The sequence below is a fragment of the Paenibacillus rhizoplanae genome, assembly GCF_042684125.1.
Lineage (GTDB): Bacteria > Bacillota > Bacilli > Paenibacillales > Paenibacillaceae > Paenibacillus_AQ > Paenibacillus_AQ rhizoplanae.
Genome location: NZ_JBHUKY010000035.1, coordinates 1 through 15,101 on the forward strand (window position 1 = coordinate 1; position 15,101 = coordinate 15,101).

The window sequence follows — 15,101 nt, forward strand, 5'->3', positions numbered from 1 at the left end:
GTTGAGAAACTCTCAGCAAATCGCCTAATCTTTTTAAAAATGTGACCTTAGATTTTGGCCCAGTCTTGCTATTTAACAAATCGAATTATGAAATTGACTCCTTCGTGCAGCAGAATCTCAGCAAATAGACATTCCCTAACCAAAATCCAAAAATCAAATGTACCAAATACAGCAGATTACATTTTAAGGTGAAATAAAGTAAAATCTAGTGTAGAAAATGCATTGGAGTGAGAGGACCACCTAACTGGCGGCCTACAGGCCCACAGCCTCCCCCCCTTGCCCTACAGCCCGGCACGCGGATGCAGCGCCTTATACTCATCCTCCAGAATCGAATATTGATAGGAGTCCATCCACTTCTCTTTATGATACATATGTCCCCGCAGATGCCCTTCGTATGTCATGCCAAGCTTCTGCATCACACGGGCTGAACCGATATTCTCGGGGCGGCAGGTCGCATAGATCCGGTGAAGCTCCAGCTTATGGAAGCCCCAATCCAGCAGTACGGCAGCAGCCTCAGTAGCATAACCCTGTCCCCAGTACAGCCTGTTGTAGCAATAGCCGATTTCTCCCTGCCCTGTTCCGGTAATATGCAGGCCGCAGCCGCCGATCAGCAGCCCGTTCTCCTTCAGGATAACCGCATATTCGAATCCCTGGCGCGGCTCCTCCTGCTGCAATTCCAGCGTATGGCGGATATAGCCGCGGGTATCCTCCAATGAATTCGGCCCCCAGATCGAATGCGTTACCACTGCCGGGTCAGAAGCATACTCATGCACCTGCACCATGTCTTCCTCGATGAATTCCCTGATGATCAGACGTCTGGTCTCAAATTCCATATTTCTGCGGCCTCCTTCAGATTTCCCCATATTAGTGTAAAACTTTACCACAAAAAGGACAGGCCTGCCACCGCAAACTGCGGTAACGAGCCTGTCCCTTACGCGCTCACGCGTCTATTCAAATACGTATTCTCCTTCACCCACAGTCAGCGTCTGTCCCTTAAGCTGAGGGGAATCGGTCCGGAGAATGACCCGGCTGAACTGGTTCTCCGTGCCCTGCACGAAATTGAAGGTCTGCTGATCTCCTGCCTTAAGACTGTAGCTGCCGTCCAAACCGTCCGCAGGCCCGCTCACTGGAAGACCGAACAGCTCACTCCAGTGGTTAGCGGCAGCGGCAGGCTCGGAGACACGGAAGACTGCACCCGCCATGTCTACCTTCCCGGCAGGATGGGGCTGATTGATTCCGGCAGCGTTCAGGCTGTCCAGCCGCTCCTCATCCGCCTGACTCCACTGGATAATGAACGGATAGACCAGTCCCTGAAAGTCGCCGTCAATGGTCATCATCCGCCACTCGATGATCCGGCCTTGGTTGTCCAGACGCCGGCCGTCAATAATGGGTGACAGTGCCAATCCCGCAGCCTTCAGTTTACCCTCTATTGCCACAATATCATCTGTCCGCAGCACCACTCTGCTCAAGACCTCGTGCTCCGGCAGAACGGTAACTGCATCCCGCACAACTACGTTATGCTTAGTCCTACGCGCCAGCTCCAGGTTCTCGATCCCGAGGAACTCCAGGTAGGTGAGCCCGAAATAGCTCAAGGCGTTATACGTTCCCCAATCCTTATGCGATCCGCCCCGGAAGGCTGTCAGGCCATGCTCCACGAAGAACTTCACCGGCTGGTCCAGATCATTCACATAGTGTACCAGGTGATCCCATTTCAGCACGGCCATTACTTCTTCACTCCCAGCTCCGTGGTCCGCTTCACTGCGGCCAGTACACTCCGCTGCAATCCGGCAGCAAAATCACTGTTGTTCAGCTCATACAAGCCGTGCATCCCGACGCCGCCAGGCGAGTTGTTGATATCCAGCAGTTGTCTTGGATGCAGTCCAGTCTGCTGTAGCATCGCTACCGCTCCCAGCATATTCTCCAGCGCCACCTTCCAGGCTTGCTCCCGTGGCAATCCGGCAAGAACTCCGGCATCCGTGAACGACTCAATGAAATAATAGATGTAGTTCGGTCCGGCTACCCCGAAGCCGGTGAAGATATCAATGTAGGACTCGTCCAGAACCTGCACCTTGCCGAAGCCAAGCAGGAATGCTTCCACCTGCTCCAGTGAAGCGGCTGCATTCAGGGCTACACCGCTGTAGCCGTAACCGGTAGCGGTCAGGGTGTTCGGGATAACGCGGACAATCGGGCGTTCGGCTCCGAAATAATCTCCGAGCTGAGCAATCGTTACCCCCGCCACAATCGATACAATGACCGCAGACGGTGCGGCGGATTGCCGGATCAGGGCTCCAAGTGCAGTCAGATCATCCTGTGGACGAACAGCAATAACGATTAGCTCTGCGCCGGAGAGGGCCTCTTCCTGTGCGCTCTCCGTGTCTACGTTATATTTGGTTTTTAGAAGCCCAAGCCGGCCCTCATTAATATCTGACACACTGATCTGTCCGGCAGCCAGCGTACCGCCTGCCAGGCAGGCCCGGATGATCGCTTCCGCCATCTGCCCGCCGCCAATGAAATGAATCTTGCCTTTTGACACTTCCACTCACTCCCTGATTAGATTAGTTGTTAGCCCAAGCCTCCGGCAGAATGAACCCGGCATATTTCGCTTGTCCCAGAATGTAAGCCTCGAACTCCTTGGATTCATACGCAGCCTTCAGATCCTTGGCCCACTGGGCATCCTGGTCCTTCTTGTTCACCGATACGATGATTCTATGCTGCATAGGCGTATTCTCAATCTTCAGCGCATCTGTAATCTTGCGGTCGGGAGCGTTAGCGATATAATTCCCGTTCACTACACCATAATCAACATCCTGCAGCGAGACCAGAATCTGCGCAGGGTCCAGCACCTTAAGATCAATCTTGAACTTGTCCGGCTCCACGCTATTCACATTGAAATCCACTACCCCGGCGCCCTCTTTGATCTTGACCCAACCCAGCTCCTCCAGAATTCGCAGCGCGCGCTCCTGATTAACCGGGTCGTTCGGAATCGCGACGGTAGTGCCGTCCTTCACATCGTCAAGCGACGTGTGGTTAACCGAGTACAGCCCCTGCGGAGCGCCTGGAACATAAGCAACCCCCACCATATCGGCGCCAATTTCCTTATTGATCGCATCCATATAGGCCGTGCTCTGGAAGATACTCGCATCAATCGAGCCTTCCTTCATCGCCGGGTTGACCTGCATATTCTGCGAGAAGGTTTTGATATCTACAGTATACCCTTTTCCTTCCAGGATCGGGAGAATGGATTGCCGGAACTGCTCCTCATACGTACCTACGCCGAATCCTACTGTGATTTCCTTCTTGTCCCCGGAGCTTGCCGCTTCCTTATTGTTGCCGCAAGCCGCCAGCACCGCCATCGAACTAATCAGTAGAACCGCCAGTAATTTTTTCATCACTCTCATCCCCTATCCTAATACTGTGTTTTTAAAATGCACTAATGCCTCGTCAGTAACCGTCAGCGGAATGGCGCAGTTTGGCGACAGAATAAACGGCTGGCCCTTCATCTTGGCCAAGGCTTCCTTAGCCTGCTGTTCAATCTGCTCCAGATCATTTCCGGCAAACAGCCCGTGATCCACTCCGCCCACCTTCGTGGCCTTGAGATCGGCGTCCAGCCCGGGATTGCCTTCGGCTACCGTATCCCAGCTGATCCCGTCAATCCGGTAATCATTGAATTTGGCTGGCTGGGCATGAGCACCGCAGGTATGTAAAATATTTTTGCCATAGCTCGCCGCTTCCAGCACGATAGAATCATAGGGTCTGGACAGCTCATCGAACATCGCTTCATCGAATAAACCGGGGTGGGCTGTGCCTGTCACCGCATAGAACAGACCATCTGATCCCGCCTGACGCAGCTCCTGCACATAATCGGCCAAGGTCAAGGCAATCGCATGCAGGGCATGATGTGCGGCGGCACGGTGTTCCTTGAAGAGCGATTCCAGCGTCACCGGCTGCCCGATCCCGAATACGGTCTCCGTAACATAAGCAGAACGTCCTACAATGAACAGCAATACCGTGAGCGGGGAGAACACCGTCTGAATCAGCGGCGTATCCGGCAAGCCCTGGCGGATCTTCCTTACGGCCTCCAGATGCTCCTGCAGCGAAGGGGTTTGCACGGCTTTTTTCACCTCAAGATCCCAGAGATTCGCGGCAGCCGGAACCGCCGTAGTGAGTTGTCTCGGGAATACCGTCCGGTAATCTGCGAAGTTATACTCATTTCCCCAGGCTTCCGCCAGATAGGTTGCTCTCGGGTTGATTTTGACCCAGTCCCAATCATATTTGTACGTAAAAGAAATCGTAGACGACGCCAAGTCCTCAGCGTTCTGCTCCTTGTCAATAAAGTGGCGCCATCCGCTAACCATCGGACGGTCCGCAAGTTCCCCGGATAAGATCGCCTGAAAACGCTCCTGCTTGCTCCATACACTCATTTGCCGGTCTCCTTTATATGTAATAGTCTAGTAACGCCGGATCTTGCGCGCCAATGTGTTGCCCAGGGACTGAATACCCTGCACCAGAATGATCAGAATAATGACCGTCGCAAACATGACCACCTCGTCAAAACGCTGATAACCGTACACGATTGCCAAGTCGCCGACCCCTCCGCCGCCTACTGCCCCGGCCATTGCCGTAGCACCGATCAGCCCGATCGTCGCTGTGGTCAGGGAGAGAATTAACGAGCCCACCGCTTCCGGCAGCATAAAATACCATATTACCTGCAGTGGTGTTGCACCCATCGCTTCTGCAGCTTCGAGAATGCCCGGATTCACTTCCAGCAGCGAATTCTCCACCAGCCGTGCGATATAGGGTGCGATATAGATAATCAGCGGAACAATTGCGGCACTGGTCCCAATCGAGGTATGAACAATTGCTCTTGTTAACGGAATAATTGCGAACAGCAGAATAATAAACGGAACCGAACGTATGACGTTAATTAAGGGATTCAGTAATGTATACAGCCACTTGCTATCCAGCACGCCGCCCGGACGGGTAATAACTAGCAGGATGCCCAGCGGAATACCCAGCAGCGAGCCGATGAATAGCGATACGCCCACCATCTGAATCGTTTCAATAATTGCCTTCAGGAATTGCTCACTTGTGATCGATGTCGAGAACATAGGACTTCACCTCCTCTACCCGGACCTCATGCTGCTTCATGTAATTCAAGGCTGCTTCCATCTGGGCCGCTTCACCCTGCAGCTGTACGATAATCGTGCCGAGCGTCGTCTCTTGAATCTCTGTCGTATTCGCAAACAGAATGTTAACCTTAACGCCATAAGACCGGATGATCTCATACAGCACAGGCTCAGAAGCGCTCTCCCCGGCAAAATTCAGCTTATACACCCGGCTCCCCTGCTCTGCCTTCAGTGTTCTGCGGACGCTTGTGGTCATGCTGTTCTGAATGACAGTCTTGACGAAATTCTGCGTCGTCAGATGCTTCGGTTCTCCGAACACATCCAGCACGCTGCCCTGCTCGATAATCCGTCCCTCTTCCATCACGGCTACCTTGTTGCAGATCTCCTGAATCACCGACATCTCATGCGTGATGATCATCACTGTGATGTTGTATTCCGCATTGATCCGTTTGAGCAGCTGCAGTATGGACTGTGTCGTCTGCGGGTCTAGAGCGGAAGTAGCTTCGTCACACAATAGTATTGAAGGGTTCGAGGCAAGCGCCCGGGCAATCCCGACCCGCTGCTTCTGTCCGCCTGACAGCTCGCTCGGATAGCTTCCAGCCTTGTCGCTTAGCCCGACGAATTCGAGCAACTCCTCCACCCGCTTGCGGATTTCCGCCTTGCCCTTTTTCAGCAGGACCAGTGGAACGGCCACATTGTCGAACACCTTTTTGGACTCCAGCAGGTTAAAATGCTGAAAAATCATGCCGATGTTTTTCTTGGCTGCCCGCAGCTCTTTGTCGCTGTACGCGCCCAGATCATGTCCGTCTACCAGCACCTGGCCCTCAGACGGCCTTTCCAGGTAATTGACCAGGCGGATTAACGTGCTTTTTCCGGCTCCACTGTAGCCGATGACGCCGAAGATATCGCCCTTCTCCACCTTCAGGCTGATCCCCTTCAGCGCTTCAATCTTCACCTCTTTGCGGGTGAACGTCTTGTACACATTCCGTAGTTCAATCATAGTTGTTCCCCTCAATCATCTGGTAAATTTAGGATTCAGGATTCAAGCCTGCTGCTTCAGCTTCACAAGCGCCCCTTCTGCCAGCAGAGCGAAATACTTGGCTGCTGGCAGGATGGCCGCCTCATCGACATCGAAGCAGGGATGATGAAGCGCATGGTTCGGGCCGGTTCCGATGTTCACAAAAGCACCCGGGATCTGCTGCAAATAATAAGCGAAATCCTCGCCGCCCATCTGCGGCGGAATATCATGTACCTCATAACCTGACTGTGCCGCGACCTCTTTGGTGAAGTCTGTCCATGCTCCGTGATTGACGGTAGCGGGCGGGCCGGGATACCAGTGCAGCTTCGCCTCTGCTCCGGCTGCGGCTGCAATCCCTTCTATGATCCTCGTCATTTGGGCCGGGATGCTGCTGCGGATCTCTTCGTTATAGGTACGTACTGTACCTTCCAGCTCCACCTTCTCCGGCAGGACATTCCAGGTGAAGCCCCCGTTGATCCGGGTCACACTGAGCACGACCGGCTCTTGCGTGTTATTCAGGCGGCTTACTACGGTTTGCAGCATCGTAATGATCTGCGCCGCGGTAACAATGGTGTCTACCCCTTTCTCCGGTGTAGCTGCGTGAGCGCCGACCCCTTTTACCGTAATCTCAAAGCGGTCTACCCCCGCCGTTAAAGCTCCCGTTCTTGTACCGAACGCCCCGTTAGGCAGGTCCGGAGAATTATGTAATCCGAAGATGGCCTCCACCCCGCTTAGCCCGCCGGATGCCAGTACGTCCTCCGCACCATGACCCGTCTCTTCTGCCGGCTGGAACAGGATTCTGACCTTGCCCGGCAGTTCATGCTCACGCTGCTTCAGCAGGCTGGCCGCACCCAGGATGACAGCGGTATGGAAGTCATGGCCACAGGCATGCATGGCTCCCGGAATCTCTGATGCGAAAGGCAGGCCCGTCTGCTCTTCAATCGGCAGGGCATCGATATCGCAACGGATCGCTACTATGCTGCTGTCACCTTGTCCAATCTCCGCTATAAGTCCGGTCTCCAGCGGGAGGTCCAGGATCGATATATTCTCTTCTGTCAGCCATTTACGCAGCTTCTCCGTGGTTCTGTACTCCCGATTGCTAAGCTCCGGTTCACGGTGCAGGTTCCTCCGCACTTCGGTTAGCCGGGCTGCCAGTGCTTCTTCCGTCTCATGCTGTGGTCTCATAGGCTTGTTCTTCCCCCTTCATTACGTATGCTCAATTCCTCTAATCCGCTCCAGTGCAGTCGCAAGGCTACTTAAGATATGCTCCCGCATTGCCCGCTCCGCACCCTCTTCATCCCTGGCTATGATTCTCTGCAGAATCACAAGATGCTCCTCATCCGCCTGCGTATTCCAGTCCCCGTGCAGAGAGACGTAACGACAATAACGGAGGGAACGGTCTCTTAGCTGGTTCAGCACCTTCTCAAAAGTCTTCAGCGCGCTGATCTCCCACAAGTAATCATGGAATTCGAAGCCATAGGATACAACATCCTGCTGATCCCCCATCTGGAAAGATTGCTTCAGCTTCTCCAGAATCAGCGTTAACTGCTGAATATCCTTAATGGTAGCGTTTCTGGCGGCACTTCTGGCGATATGGCCTTCAAGCATGCTGCGGATCTGGAAGATCTCCTCGACCTCCTTAATCGTTAAGGGGGCTATACGCAGCCTGCCGTTGGGCTGGCGCACCAGGAAATCCTCATTCTCCAGCCGCTGAATCGCTTCCCGTAACGGAGTCCGGCTGACCCCGAGAAGTGCTGCCAGGCTCTCTTCGTTAACCGCCTGATCCGGCTCCAGCTCGCTGTCTATTATTTTTTGCTTAAGTGCATAGTAGGTATTATCCTTCGACAATCTTCGTGAACGCATTTCCATAGATTTCATTGCTCCTCGCCATTCATTTGCGGGTCGCCCGGTCAACTGTATAATTGTATACAATTATTAAAGATGAGAGATATTCAAGATAAAATGAAAGTATCGGTTGAAAATCTCTCTGTGCAATCAAGCTTTTTTCATACTATAATCCCATTATACCCACTAGTCAAGTATGTTTTATAGGGGAATCAATAATCGACACTAGTTGGACAAAAAAAGTAGTATTTACACAATAATTTTCATGTTTTAGGATTAGCCGTGACTCCAGAGAAATATAGGGCAAACGATAAATAACCCTCCTTCACCTATTAGGTGTGGAGGGCTATTCCCTATCTAAGTTTCAAATACTATCTCATCACCTGTCTCACTCTTGTTGAAAATCATTCGGCAGTCATATTGGTCATTAATATATAGTTCGTAATGGTTATGCGGATGAGATTTGGATTCAATTCCCTGCTCATTGTCCCAATCTATATTCAGTGTTAGCACACTTGCATTTGTGTATTGTTTCATCACTATTCTTTAACATATAATGGTTCAACTCAACATAAAAAAACCTCCTAATTAAGTACAGTTTGCACCATACACAATTAAGAGGTTTCGGAAGCCGTAATCCACGCTTACCTTATCAATAATTCAGCATTCACAGGCTTAGCAAGGCTCCGCCGCCGGATTCCCTGCCTCTTCCTTCGTACGGAAGGAAGACCCACAACCACATGTAGCGCTGGCATTCGGGTTGTTGATGGTGAAGCCGCCGGTCATGCCGGATTCCTCGAAGTCGATCTCCAGACCGTTCAGGTAACGGATATCGTCTTTGCTGACGACCACCTTCAGACCCGAAACGTCCATGTAGATGTCCTGCTCGCTTTCGGCATCATCGAAGCCCATCGCGTACGAGAATCCGCTGCAACCCCCGGCGGTTACGCCCAGACGGAGGAACATGTTAGGCACTTCCTGCTCAGCCAGCATCGTCTTCAATTGGCCTGCTGCTGTTTCACTTATGTTAATCATAATGATAACCTCCCGGAGAATGAATTAGTTTGTTTATCAATCAGCCTTCCGGCTTCAAGTTAAGAACGGAGTGGCAAAGCTTATAATGAATATGATGTAAATCATTTGCTGCGCCTCATAAATTCAGTATACTCCACTATTCTTCTGCCCTCAAGTCACAAACTCTCCGCTGATATGCAATTTATACCGGAAGTCCTGCGGTTTCTGGCGGTTGCTCCCCCTCAAGTAGAGGTTTATAATAAGAAAAGCGATAAAATAGTCTATTTTCAAAAAAATTCGGAAATTTGTCACGGAGGTTGCAGCTAACCTCTATTTATAATGCCGGCTGTTGCCGGATATGCTCAGGTACACGATTATGCGATGCAGTCGCCTCGCCAACCTTCAGGAGGAACTTATATGTCTACCCTTATTACACCCCACACAGATGCCCGGATGGCGAACATCATTGAGAAGGTTCGCGGCGGAGAACGATTGAATTTGGAAGACGGCGTTTATTTATATGAGAGTAACGATCTTTTAACAATCGGACAGCTGGCCAATGAGGTCAATCTGCGAAAAAACGGGAATAAAGTCTATTTTATTGAAAATATGAGCCTGTATTTCACCAATGTCTGCGAATCCCGCTGCGCATTCTGCAATTTCCGCAAGGATGAAGGCGAAGAAGGGGCTTATACCCTTTCCGGTCAGGAAATGGTGCAATATGTCGAGCAGCATATTCATCCCGGCGTGCGCGAATTCCATATTGTCGGCGGTCATAATGATAATGTACCCTTCCAGTACTATGTTGATTCGCTTTCTGCCTTGAACGAGCGCTTCCCGGAGGTTACTCTCAAGGCTTACACTGCGGCAGAAATCGACTTCTTCACTCGCATCAGCGGACTCAGTATCCGTGAAGTGCTGGAGCAGCTGCGCGCCGCCGGATTGAAGACCCTTACCGGTGGAGGAGCAGAGATCCTGTCCGACCAGTACCGCAAAAAAATGCGCGTAGATAAGGCCAACGTTGAGGAGTATCTCGAAGTGCACCGGACGGCCCATCACCTCGGCATGAAGACACACACCACCATGCTGTACGGGTCCATTGAGTCCCGCGAGGACCGCATCCGTCATATGCTGCAAATTCGGGACCTGCAGGACGAGACCGGCGGATTCATGGTATTCATTCCGTTGTCCATGCAGCCAAAGAACAAAAATGCTGGCATTATGCGCCGCAACTCTGCTTACGAGGATCTGAAGACCATTGCGGTCAGCCGTCTGATGCTGGATAACTTCGACCACATCAAGGCTTACTTCATTAATATCGGGGCCCAGCTTACCCAGGTAGCTCTTAGCTTCGGAGCCTCTGATGTGCATGGTACCATCCTTAAGGAACGGATCAGCCACGCTGCTGGAGCATTGACACCAGAGGGACTGACCCGGGAAGAGCTGATCTGGCTCGTGAAGGGCGCCGGACGGATTCCGGTAGAGCGGGATACCTTCTATAACGAGATCAAGGTATACGAATAAGAAAAGAACAAGCTTACCTCAGCCAGTGAACGCAGAACTGCCTTGTCCATTATGTACCCGAAAGGAAGATCAGTTCGCATGAGAACCCTACTTGTCCTGGGCGGCGGCTACGGCGGTCTTGCCCTCATTCAGCAACTGCTGGATAATCATCTCCCTCTTGATTGGGAAATCATTCTGGTGGACCGGATGCCCTATCAGGGGATCAAGACCGAATATTATGCACTGGCCGCAGGCACCGTCACCGATTACCATCTGCGGATTCAATTCCCGGTACACCCCCGCCTGACCGTACGTTACGGGCAGGTGGGCTCCATTGATCTGGCGAGCAGGCTGGTCCTGCTCGATTCCGGGGAGCCGATAGCCTATGATATCCTGGCGATTGCCCTCGGCTGTACGGATAATTACCATAACATTCCGGGTGCAGAGGAATACACCTGCAGTATTCAGAGCTTCGCCGGAACCCGGGAAACTTACCGCCGGCTAAATGATGTGAAGCCTTATGGAACCGTCAACATCGTGGGCGGCGGGCTAAGCGGCGTAGAGATTGCTTCGGAGCTGCGGGAGAGCCGGCCGGATCTGAATATCTCGCTTATGGACCGGGGAGAACGTATTTTGTCTTCTTTTCCGGCCAAGCTGTCCAGGTATGTCGAGGAATGGTTCAGTGAGCATCAGGTGGAGACGATTGGCGGGGTGTCGGTCTCTCATGTAGAAAAGGATGCCATCTTCAATGGCACCCAGGCTATTCCTGCGGATGTTACGGTATGGACTGCCGGCATTCAGCCGGTGAAGGTCGTGCAGCAGCTTGAGCTTCCGAAGGACCGCGGAGGCAGGCTCATAGTGGGGGAATATTACAATATCGCTGATTATCCGGAGGTATATGTGATCGGAGACTGTGCCAGCCTGCCCTTCGCGCCCAGTGCACAGGCGGCGGGGGCCCAGGGCGAGCAGGTGGGCCAGATTATTCAGGCGCTATGGCGGGGGGAAACCCCGAAGCTGCATAAGATCAAGCTGAAGGGAACCCTCGGTTCACTCGGCAAAAATGCCGGTTTCGGCCTGATGGGCCGCCGCTCCGTCATGGGCCGGGTTCCACGCCTGCTGAAGAGCGGCGTCCTGTGGATGTCCAAACGCCATTTCGGCTGATAATCCCGGCTTAGTCAATCTCCAGGCTGTCCCAGGCCTCTGCTTCTCTTATAGCGGCTTCAATAGCCTCTTCCAGAGCAGCGGGGGAATCGGCTTCAATAATCTCGCCATCAACCATGGCGAACGGCTGGAGGTAACACTCTCCGCAGTTGTTCAGACAGCCGTACTCCACTACATCATATTCAGGGTTTTGTTCCAGCTTAAGCTTGAGCGGTTCAGTGCCGTGGCCGATGTTGCTGGCACAGAATTCTATAATTGGTCTCATGATGATCTCCCTATTCTGCCTTAACCATTTTATTTTTTAAGTTTTTGTACTATAATAAACATACGAAAGGAGTGATTGAGAAATGAGTGAGAATGTACAAAGCGCAACCATGTACGATGAAGTACTGGAAGTCCTTGATAAACTTCGTCCGTTCCTGCAGCGCGATGGCGGTGACGTGGAACTGATTGATGTTGAAGACGGCATCGTCAAGCTGAAGCTTATGGGTGCATGCGGCAGTTGCCCAAGCTCCACGATCACGCTAAAAGCCGGGATCGAACGCGCCCTGATTGAAGAAGTAGAAGGCGTGGAAGAAGTCGTTCAGGTATTCTAATCCCGTTTCATAACCATCCCGGCCTCCGCTAAGAGGCCGGGATTTTTTTTATTATAGTGGATTTCGCCTGTAGGATCAACCTTCTGGCTATTTCAAAAAAAAACCAGAAGCCGCTCCGCCAGCCATCTCCGGCTACCGGGCTTCTTCTGGTCTTCTTAGGATTATTCAGCTTCCCTAAGCTTAAGCTTAGAATGCCGGAACAATCGCACCTTCATACTGCTTCTCGATGAACGCCTTCGCTTCCGGGGAAGTCAGCGCTGCTGCCAGCTTCTGGATCGCATCGGAGTCCTTATTGTCAGGACGGGCTACCAGCAGGTTGGCATATGGAGAATCTCCGCCTTCAATGAACAACGCATCCTTCGTTGGAGACAGCTTGGCATCCAGTGCGAAGTTGGTGTTAATCAGCGCCAGGTCCACTTCATCCAGCTGACGGGGCAGCATGGCTGCATCCAGCTCAATGATATCCAGCTTCTTAGCGTTCTCTGTGATATCCGCTTTGGTGGAAGCAATATCCGTGTCATCCTTCAGCTTGATCAGACCGTTCTTCGCCAGCAGAATCAAGGCCCGGCCTCCGTTCGTCGCATCATTCGGAATCGCAACCTTGGCACCTTCTGCCAATTCGTCGATCGATTTGATCTTTTTGGAATAGGCACCAAATGGCTCTACATGAACAGCAGTTACAGATACGAGATCCGTACCGTTCTTGGTGTTCTGATCATCGAGATAAGGCTTGTGCTGGAAGAAGTTCGCATCGAGCTGCTTCTCAGCAAGCTGTGTATTGGGCAGGATATAATCCGAGAATTCTTTGATCTCCAGCTTAATGCCTTGGGCTTCAAGCTGCGGGGCAATCGCTTTGAGGATTTCCGCATGTGGTACAGCAGAAGCACCAATTACCAGGGTTACCGGGTCGGCAGCAGGCTCTGTAGCAGCCGCTTCTGTAGGTGCCTTTGTCGCAGCAGAGCTCGTGGCGTTATTCGCCTTGTTGTTTCCGCAAGCGGCAAGCACCAATACCAAGGTCAGGCTGAAGAATGTAAGCAGTACTTTTTTCATCTGTAAATCCCCCTCTAATCCATATGGTTTATTGAATAAGGCTATATGTGGACGTACCTTATTTCCGTGTAAAATGTCTTACCAGCCGGTCACCGGCCATTTGCAGCAGCTGCACCAGAATCACTATCAGAGCTACTGAGATAATCATGACTTCCTTCTCATAACGATAATATCCGTAACGGATCGCCAGGTCTCCCAGGCCGCCGCCGCCAATAAATCCCGCCATGGCAGTATACGAGACAATGGTCACTATAGTAATGGTTATTCCGGCAAGCAAGCCCGGACGAGCCTCCGGCAGCAAGACGCGCATAACGATCTGCCCGGTGGATGCCCCCATACCCTGCGCTGCTTCAATAATTCCCCGGTCAACCTCCCGCAGCGCCGTTTCCACCAGTCTGGCGAAAAAGGGAGCCGCACCGATCACCAGTGCCAGAATGGTTCCACGCACACCGATGGAGGTGCCCATAATGATCTTGCTGAGCGGGATCAGGGCGACCATTAGAATGATAAACGGAACGGAACGCAGGATATTTACGATGAACGATAATACCGAGTAAACAGCTCTGATAATAACGTTATTTGATCCACCCCATAAATATAGCATAATTCCGAGCGGTAAACCAAGGATAATTGTGAATATTCCTGAAATAACAACCATGTTAAGTGTAGCCACCGTTGCATCGAGCATTTCTGCCCAATCAATCTTATTAAAATCCAGTCCGCCCATCAGGAAATCACCTCCACATCAAGACCTTGCGCTACTAGCTCTGTAAGCGTGGCTTCAACCGCATTGGCAGGTCCTTCGAACCGGACAATCAGCTGCCCGTAAGGAACATCCTTGATCGTTGAGATGGTGCCATGGAGAATGGCGAAATGAACCCCGGTTCCCTGAACCACCTGGGAGAGCGTGGATTCGTAAGTCTTGTGCCCGAGAAAAGTGATCTTGACCGACTTCGTATAGCCTGGCTGTACAGCATCAATCGCCTGCCGGAGCGGTCCGCCCGACTGAGTCTCACTGCGGATGAATTCTTTGGTAACTTCATGCTTCGGCTTCAGAAATACCTGGGCCACTTCACCCTGCTCCACAATTCCTCCGCCATGAATCACGGCAACGCGGTCGCAGATGCTCTGAATCACATGCATTTCATGGGTAATCAGCACGATGGTCAGATGGAATTTGCTGTTGATATCCATCAGCAGGTGCAGAATGGAGTCTGTCGTCTGCGGGTCAAGCGCCGAGGTCGCTTCATCGCATAACAGAACGTCCGGATCACTCGCCAGCGCCCGGGCAATCCCGACACGCTGCTTCTGTCCGCCGGATAGCTGAGCCGGGTACTTATTCCAGTGCTCCTCCAGTCCGACCAGGGCGAGCAGTTCCTTGACCTTTTGTTCAATCTCGGTTCTTCCAGCTCCGATCAGCCGCAGCGGAAACGCGATATTATCATAGACTGTAGCCGATGAGAGCAGATTGAAATGCTGAAAAATCATCCCGATCTTGCGCCGCTGCTCCTGCAGCTGTCCCTGGCTGAGCGCTGTCAGCTCCACACCGTCCACCCACACCTCGCCCGCAGTCGGGCGCTCCAGCAGATTAATGCAGCGGATCAGCGTGCTTTTGCCGGCCCCGGAGTGACCGATCACCCCGAAGATTTCCCCCTTCTTAATCGACAGGCTCAGCGCAGAGAGTGCAGTTGCCTGCTTACTGCCTTTGCCGTACACTTTGGTTATATCCTTCAATTCTATCAACCGCTGCGTCCCCCTTCTGTTCTAGCTTCCATCATTGCAAAAAAG

General features: G+C 52.2%; 17 protein-coding genes. 3 read left to right on the forward strand and 14 right to left on the reverse strand.

The window, feature by feature from the left end:
* Positions 1-281: 281 nt before the first annotated feature.
* The 10 genes from ACFSX3_RS21355 to ACFSX3_RS21400 form a co-directional block, all read right to left on the reverse strand.
* Positions 282-833 carry a GNAT family N-acetyltransferase gene (locus tag ACFSX3_RS21355; RefSeq protein ID WP_209993149.1) on the reverse strand — a complete coding sequence of 184 codons (552 nt, stop codon included), beginning with the start codon at positions 831-833 and terminating at the stop codon, positions 282-284.
* Between the two features lie 114 nt (positions 834-947).
* Positions 948-1,724, reverse strand: coding sequence for a VOC family protein (locus ACFSX3_RS21360; RefSeq protein WP_209993150.1), 777 nt, complete (start codon positions 1,722-1,724; stop codon positions 948-950).
* Positions 1,724-2,533, reverse strand: coding sequence for a pyrroline-5-carboxylate reductase (proC, locus tag ACFSX3_RS21365; protein WP_209993151.1), 810 nt, complete (start codon positions 2,531-2,533; stop codon positions 1,724-1,726). Before proC ends, ACFSX3_RS21360 begins: the two co-directional genes overlap by 1 nt.
* 22 nt (positions 2,534-2,555) lie before the next feature.
* The gene (locus ACFSX3_RS21370; RefSeq protein ID WP_209993152.1) at positions 2,556-3,389 is read right to left on the reverse strand and encodes a MetQ/NlpA family ABC transporter substrate-binding protein; all 834 of its coding nucleotides are present in this window, start codon (positions 3,387-3,389) and stop codon (positions 2,556-2,558) included.
* 12 nt (positions 3,390-3,401) lie between these two features.
* Positions 3,402-4,421, reverse strand: coding sequence for a uroporphyrinogen decarboxylase family protein (locus ACFSX3_RS21375; RefSeq protein ID WP_209993153.1), 1,020 nt, complete (start codon positions 4,419-4,421; stop codon positions 3,402-3,404).
* A gap of 27 nt (positions 4,422-4,448) precedes the next feature.
* Positions 4,449-5,108, reverse strand: a complete 660-nt coding sequence (locus tag ACFSX3_RS21380; protein WP_209993154.1) for a methionine ABC transporter permease — start codon at positions 5,106-5,108, stop codon at positions 4,449-4,451.
* Entirely contained in the window at positions 5,083-6,126 is a 1,044-nt protein-coding gene (locus tag ACFSX3_RS21385; RefSeq protein WP_209993155.1) for a methionine ABC transporter ATP-binding protein, read from the reverse strand. Before ACFSX3_RS21385 ends, ACFSX3_RS21380 begins: the two co-directional genes overlap by 26 nt.
* Before the next feature lie 42 nt (positions 6,127-6,168).
* Complete coding sequence (locus ACFSX3_RS21390; protein ID WP_209993156.1) at positions 6,169-7,329, reverse strand: amidohydrolase; 1,161 nt, start codon at positions 7,327-7,329, stop codon at positions 6,169-6,171.
* Between the two features lie 21 nt (positions 7,330-7,350).
* The gene (locus tag ACFSX3_RS21395) at positions 7,351-8,013 is read right to left on the reverse strand and encodes a GntR family transcriptional regulator (RefSeq protein WP_209993157.1); all 663 of its coding nucleotides are present in this window, start codon (positions 8,011-8,013) and stop codon (positions 7,351-7,353) included.
* 651 nt (positions 8,014-8,664) lie between these two features.
* On the reverse strand, positions 8,665-9,024 hold the full coding sequence (locus tag ACFSX3_RS21400) for a HesB/IscA family protein (protein ID WP_209993158.1): 360 nt from the start codon (positions 9,022-9,024) through the stop codon (positions 8,665-8,667).
* A gap of 396 nt (positions 9,025-9,420) precedes the next feature.
* On the opposite strand from ACFSX3_RS21400, the gene mqnE reads away from it, so the two are divergent.
* Together mqnE and ACFSX3_RS21410 are read left to right on the forward strand one after the other, a co-directional pair.
* Complete coding sequence (gene mqnE / locus ACFSX3_RS21405; RefSeq protein ID WP_209993159.1) at positions 9,421-10,527, forward strand: aminofutalosine synthase MqnE; 1,107 nt, start codon at positions 9,421-9,423, stop codon at positions 10,525-10,527.
* 78 nt (positions 10,528-10,605) lie between these two features.
* Positions 10,606-11,667, forward strand: a complete 1,062-nt coding sequence (locus ACFSX3_RS21410; protein WP_209993160.1) for an NAD(P)/FAD-dependent oxidoreductase — start codon at positions 10,606-10,608, stop codon at positions 11,665-11,667.
* 10 nt (positions 11,668-11,677) lie between these two features.
* Here ACFSX3_RS21410 and ACFSX3_RS21415 read toward each other — a convergent pair whose 3' ends face one another.
* Complete coding sequence (locus tag ACFSX3_RS21415) at positions 11,678-11,932, reverse strand: YuzB family protein (RefSeq protein ID WP_209993161.1); 255 nt, start codon at positions 11,930-11,932, stop codon at positions 11,678-11,680.
* Positions 11,933-12,014: 82 nt separating this feature from the next.
* Between ACFSX3_RS21415 and ACFSX3_RS21420 the strand changes: the two genes are divergently transcribed.
* Positions 12,015-12,263 carry a NifU family protein gene (locus tag ACFSX3_RS21420; protein WP_036701687.1) on the forward strand — a complete coding sequence of 83 codons (249 nt, stop codon included), beginning with the start codon at positions 12,015-12,017 and terminating at the stop codon, positions 12,261-12,263.
* A 186-nt stretch (positions 12,264-12,449) separates the two neighbouring features.
* Here ACFSX3_RS21420 and ACFSX3_RS21425 read toward each other — a convergent pair whose 3' ends face one another.
* The 3 genes from ACFSX3_RS21425 to ACFSX3_RS21435 are packed head-to-tail and all read right to left on the reverse strand — an operon-like array spanning position 12,450 to position 15,056.
* Positions 12,450-13,313, reverse strand: a complete 864-nt coding sequence (locus ACFSX3_RS21425) for a MetQ/NlpA family ABC transporter substrate-binding protein (protein ID WP_209993162.1) — start codon at positions 13,311-13,313, stop codon at positions 12,450-12,452.
* Between the two features lie 58 nt (positions 13,314-13,371).
* Positions 13,372-14,040, reverse strand: a complete 669-nt coding sequence (locus ACFSX3_RS21430; protein ID WP_209993163.1) for a methionine ABC transporter permease — start codon at positions 14,038-14,040, stop codon at positions 13,372-13,374.
* Positions 14,040-15,056, reverse strand: a complete 1,017-nt coding sequence (locus ACFSX3_RS21435) for a methionine ABC transporter ATP-binding protein (RefSeq protein ID WP_209993164.1) — start codon at positions 15,054-15,056, stop codon at positions 14,040-14,042. Before ACFSX3_RS21435 ends, ACFSX3_RS21430 begins: the two co-directional genes overlap by 1 nt.
* Positions 15,057-15,101 lie beyond the last annotated feature (45 nt).

Coding starts and splice junctions, on each gene's coding strand:
- ACFSX3_RS21355 (WP_209993149.1), bottom strand. CDS start 833: ATGGAATTTGAGACCAGACGTCTGATCATCAGGGAATTCATCGAGGAA.
- ACFSX3_RS21360 (WP_209993150.1), bottom strand. CDS start 1,724: ATGGCCGTGCTGAAATGGGATCACCTGGTACACTATGTGAATGATCTG.
- ACFSX3_RS21370 (WP_209993152.1), bottom strand. CDS start 3,389: ATGAAAAAATTACTGGCGGTTCTACTGATTAGTTCGATGGCGGTGCTG.
- ACFSX3_RS21375 (WP_209993153.1), bottom strand. CDS start 4,421: ATGAGTGTATGGAGCAAGCAGGAGCGTTTTCAGGCGATCTTATCCGGG.
- ACFSX3_RS21380 (WP_209993154.1), bottom strand. CDS start 5,108: ATGTTCTCGACATCGATCACAAGTGAGCAATTCCTGAAGGCAATTATT.
- ACFSX3_RS21385 (WP_209993155.1), bottom strand. CDS start 6,126: ATGATTGAACTACGGAATGTGTACAAGACGTTCACCCGCAAAGAGGTG.
- ACFSX3_RS21390 (WP_209993156.1), bottom strand. CDS start 7,329: ATGAGACCACAGCATGAGACGGAAGAAGCACTGGCAGCCCGGCTAACC.
- ACFSX3_RS21395 (WP_209993157.1), bottom strand. CDS start 8,013: ATGGAAATGCGTTCACGAAGATTGTCGAAGGATAATACCTACTATGCA.
- ACFSX3_RS21400 (WP_209993158.1), bottom strand. CDS start 9,024: ATGATTAACATAAGTGAAACAGCAGCAGGCCAATTGAAGACGATGCTG.
- mqnE (WP_209993159.1), top strand. CDS start 9,421: ATGTCTACCCTTATTACACCCCACACAGATGCCCGGATGGCGAACATC.
- ACFSX3_RS21410 (WP_209993160.1), top strand. CDS start 10,606: ATGAGAACCCTACTTGTCCTGGGCGGCGGCTACGGCGGTCTTGCCCTC.
- ACFSX3_RS21415 (WP_209993161.1), bottom strand. CDS start 11,932: ATGAGACCAATTATAGAATTCTGTGCCAGCAACATCGGCCACGGCACT.
- ACFSX3_RS21420 (WP_036701687.1), top strand. CDS start 12,015: ATGAGTGAGAATGTACAAAGCGCAACCATGTACGATGAAGTACTGGAA.
- ACFSX3_RS21425 (WP_209993162.1), bottom strand. CDS start 13,313: ATGAAAAAAGTACTGCTTACATTCTTCAGCCTGACCTTGGTATTGGTG.
- ACFSX3_RS21430 (WP_209993163.1), bottom strand. CDS start 14,040: ATGGGCGGACTGGATTTTAATAAGATTGATTGGGCAGAAATGCTCGAT.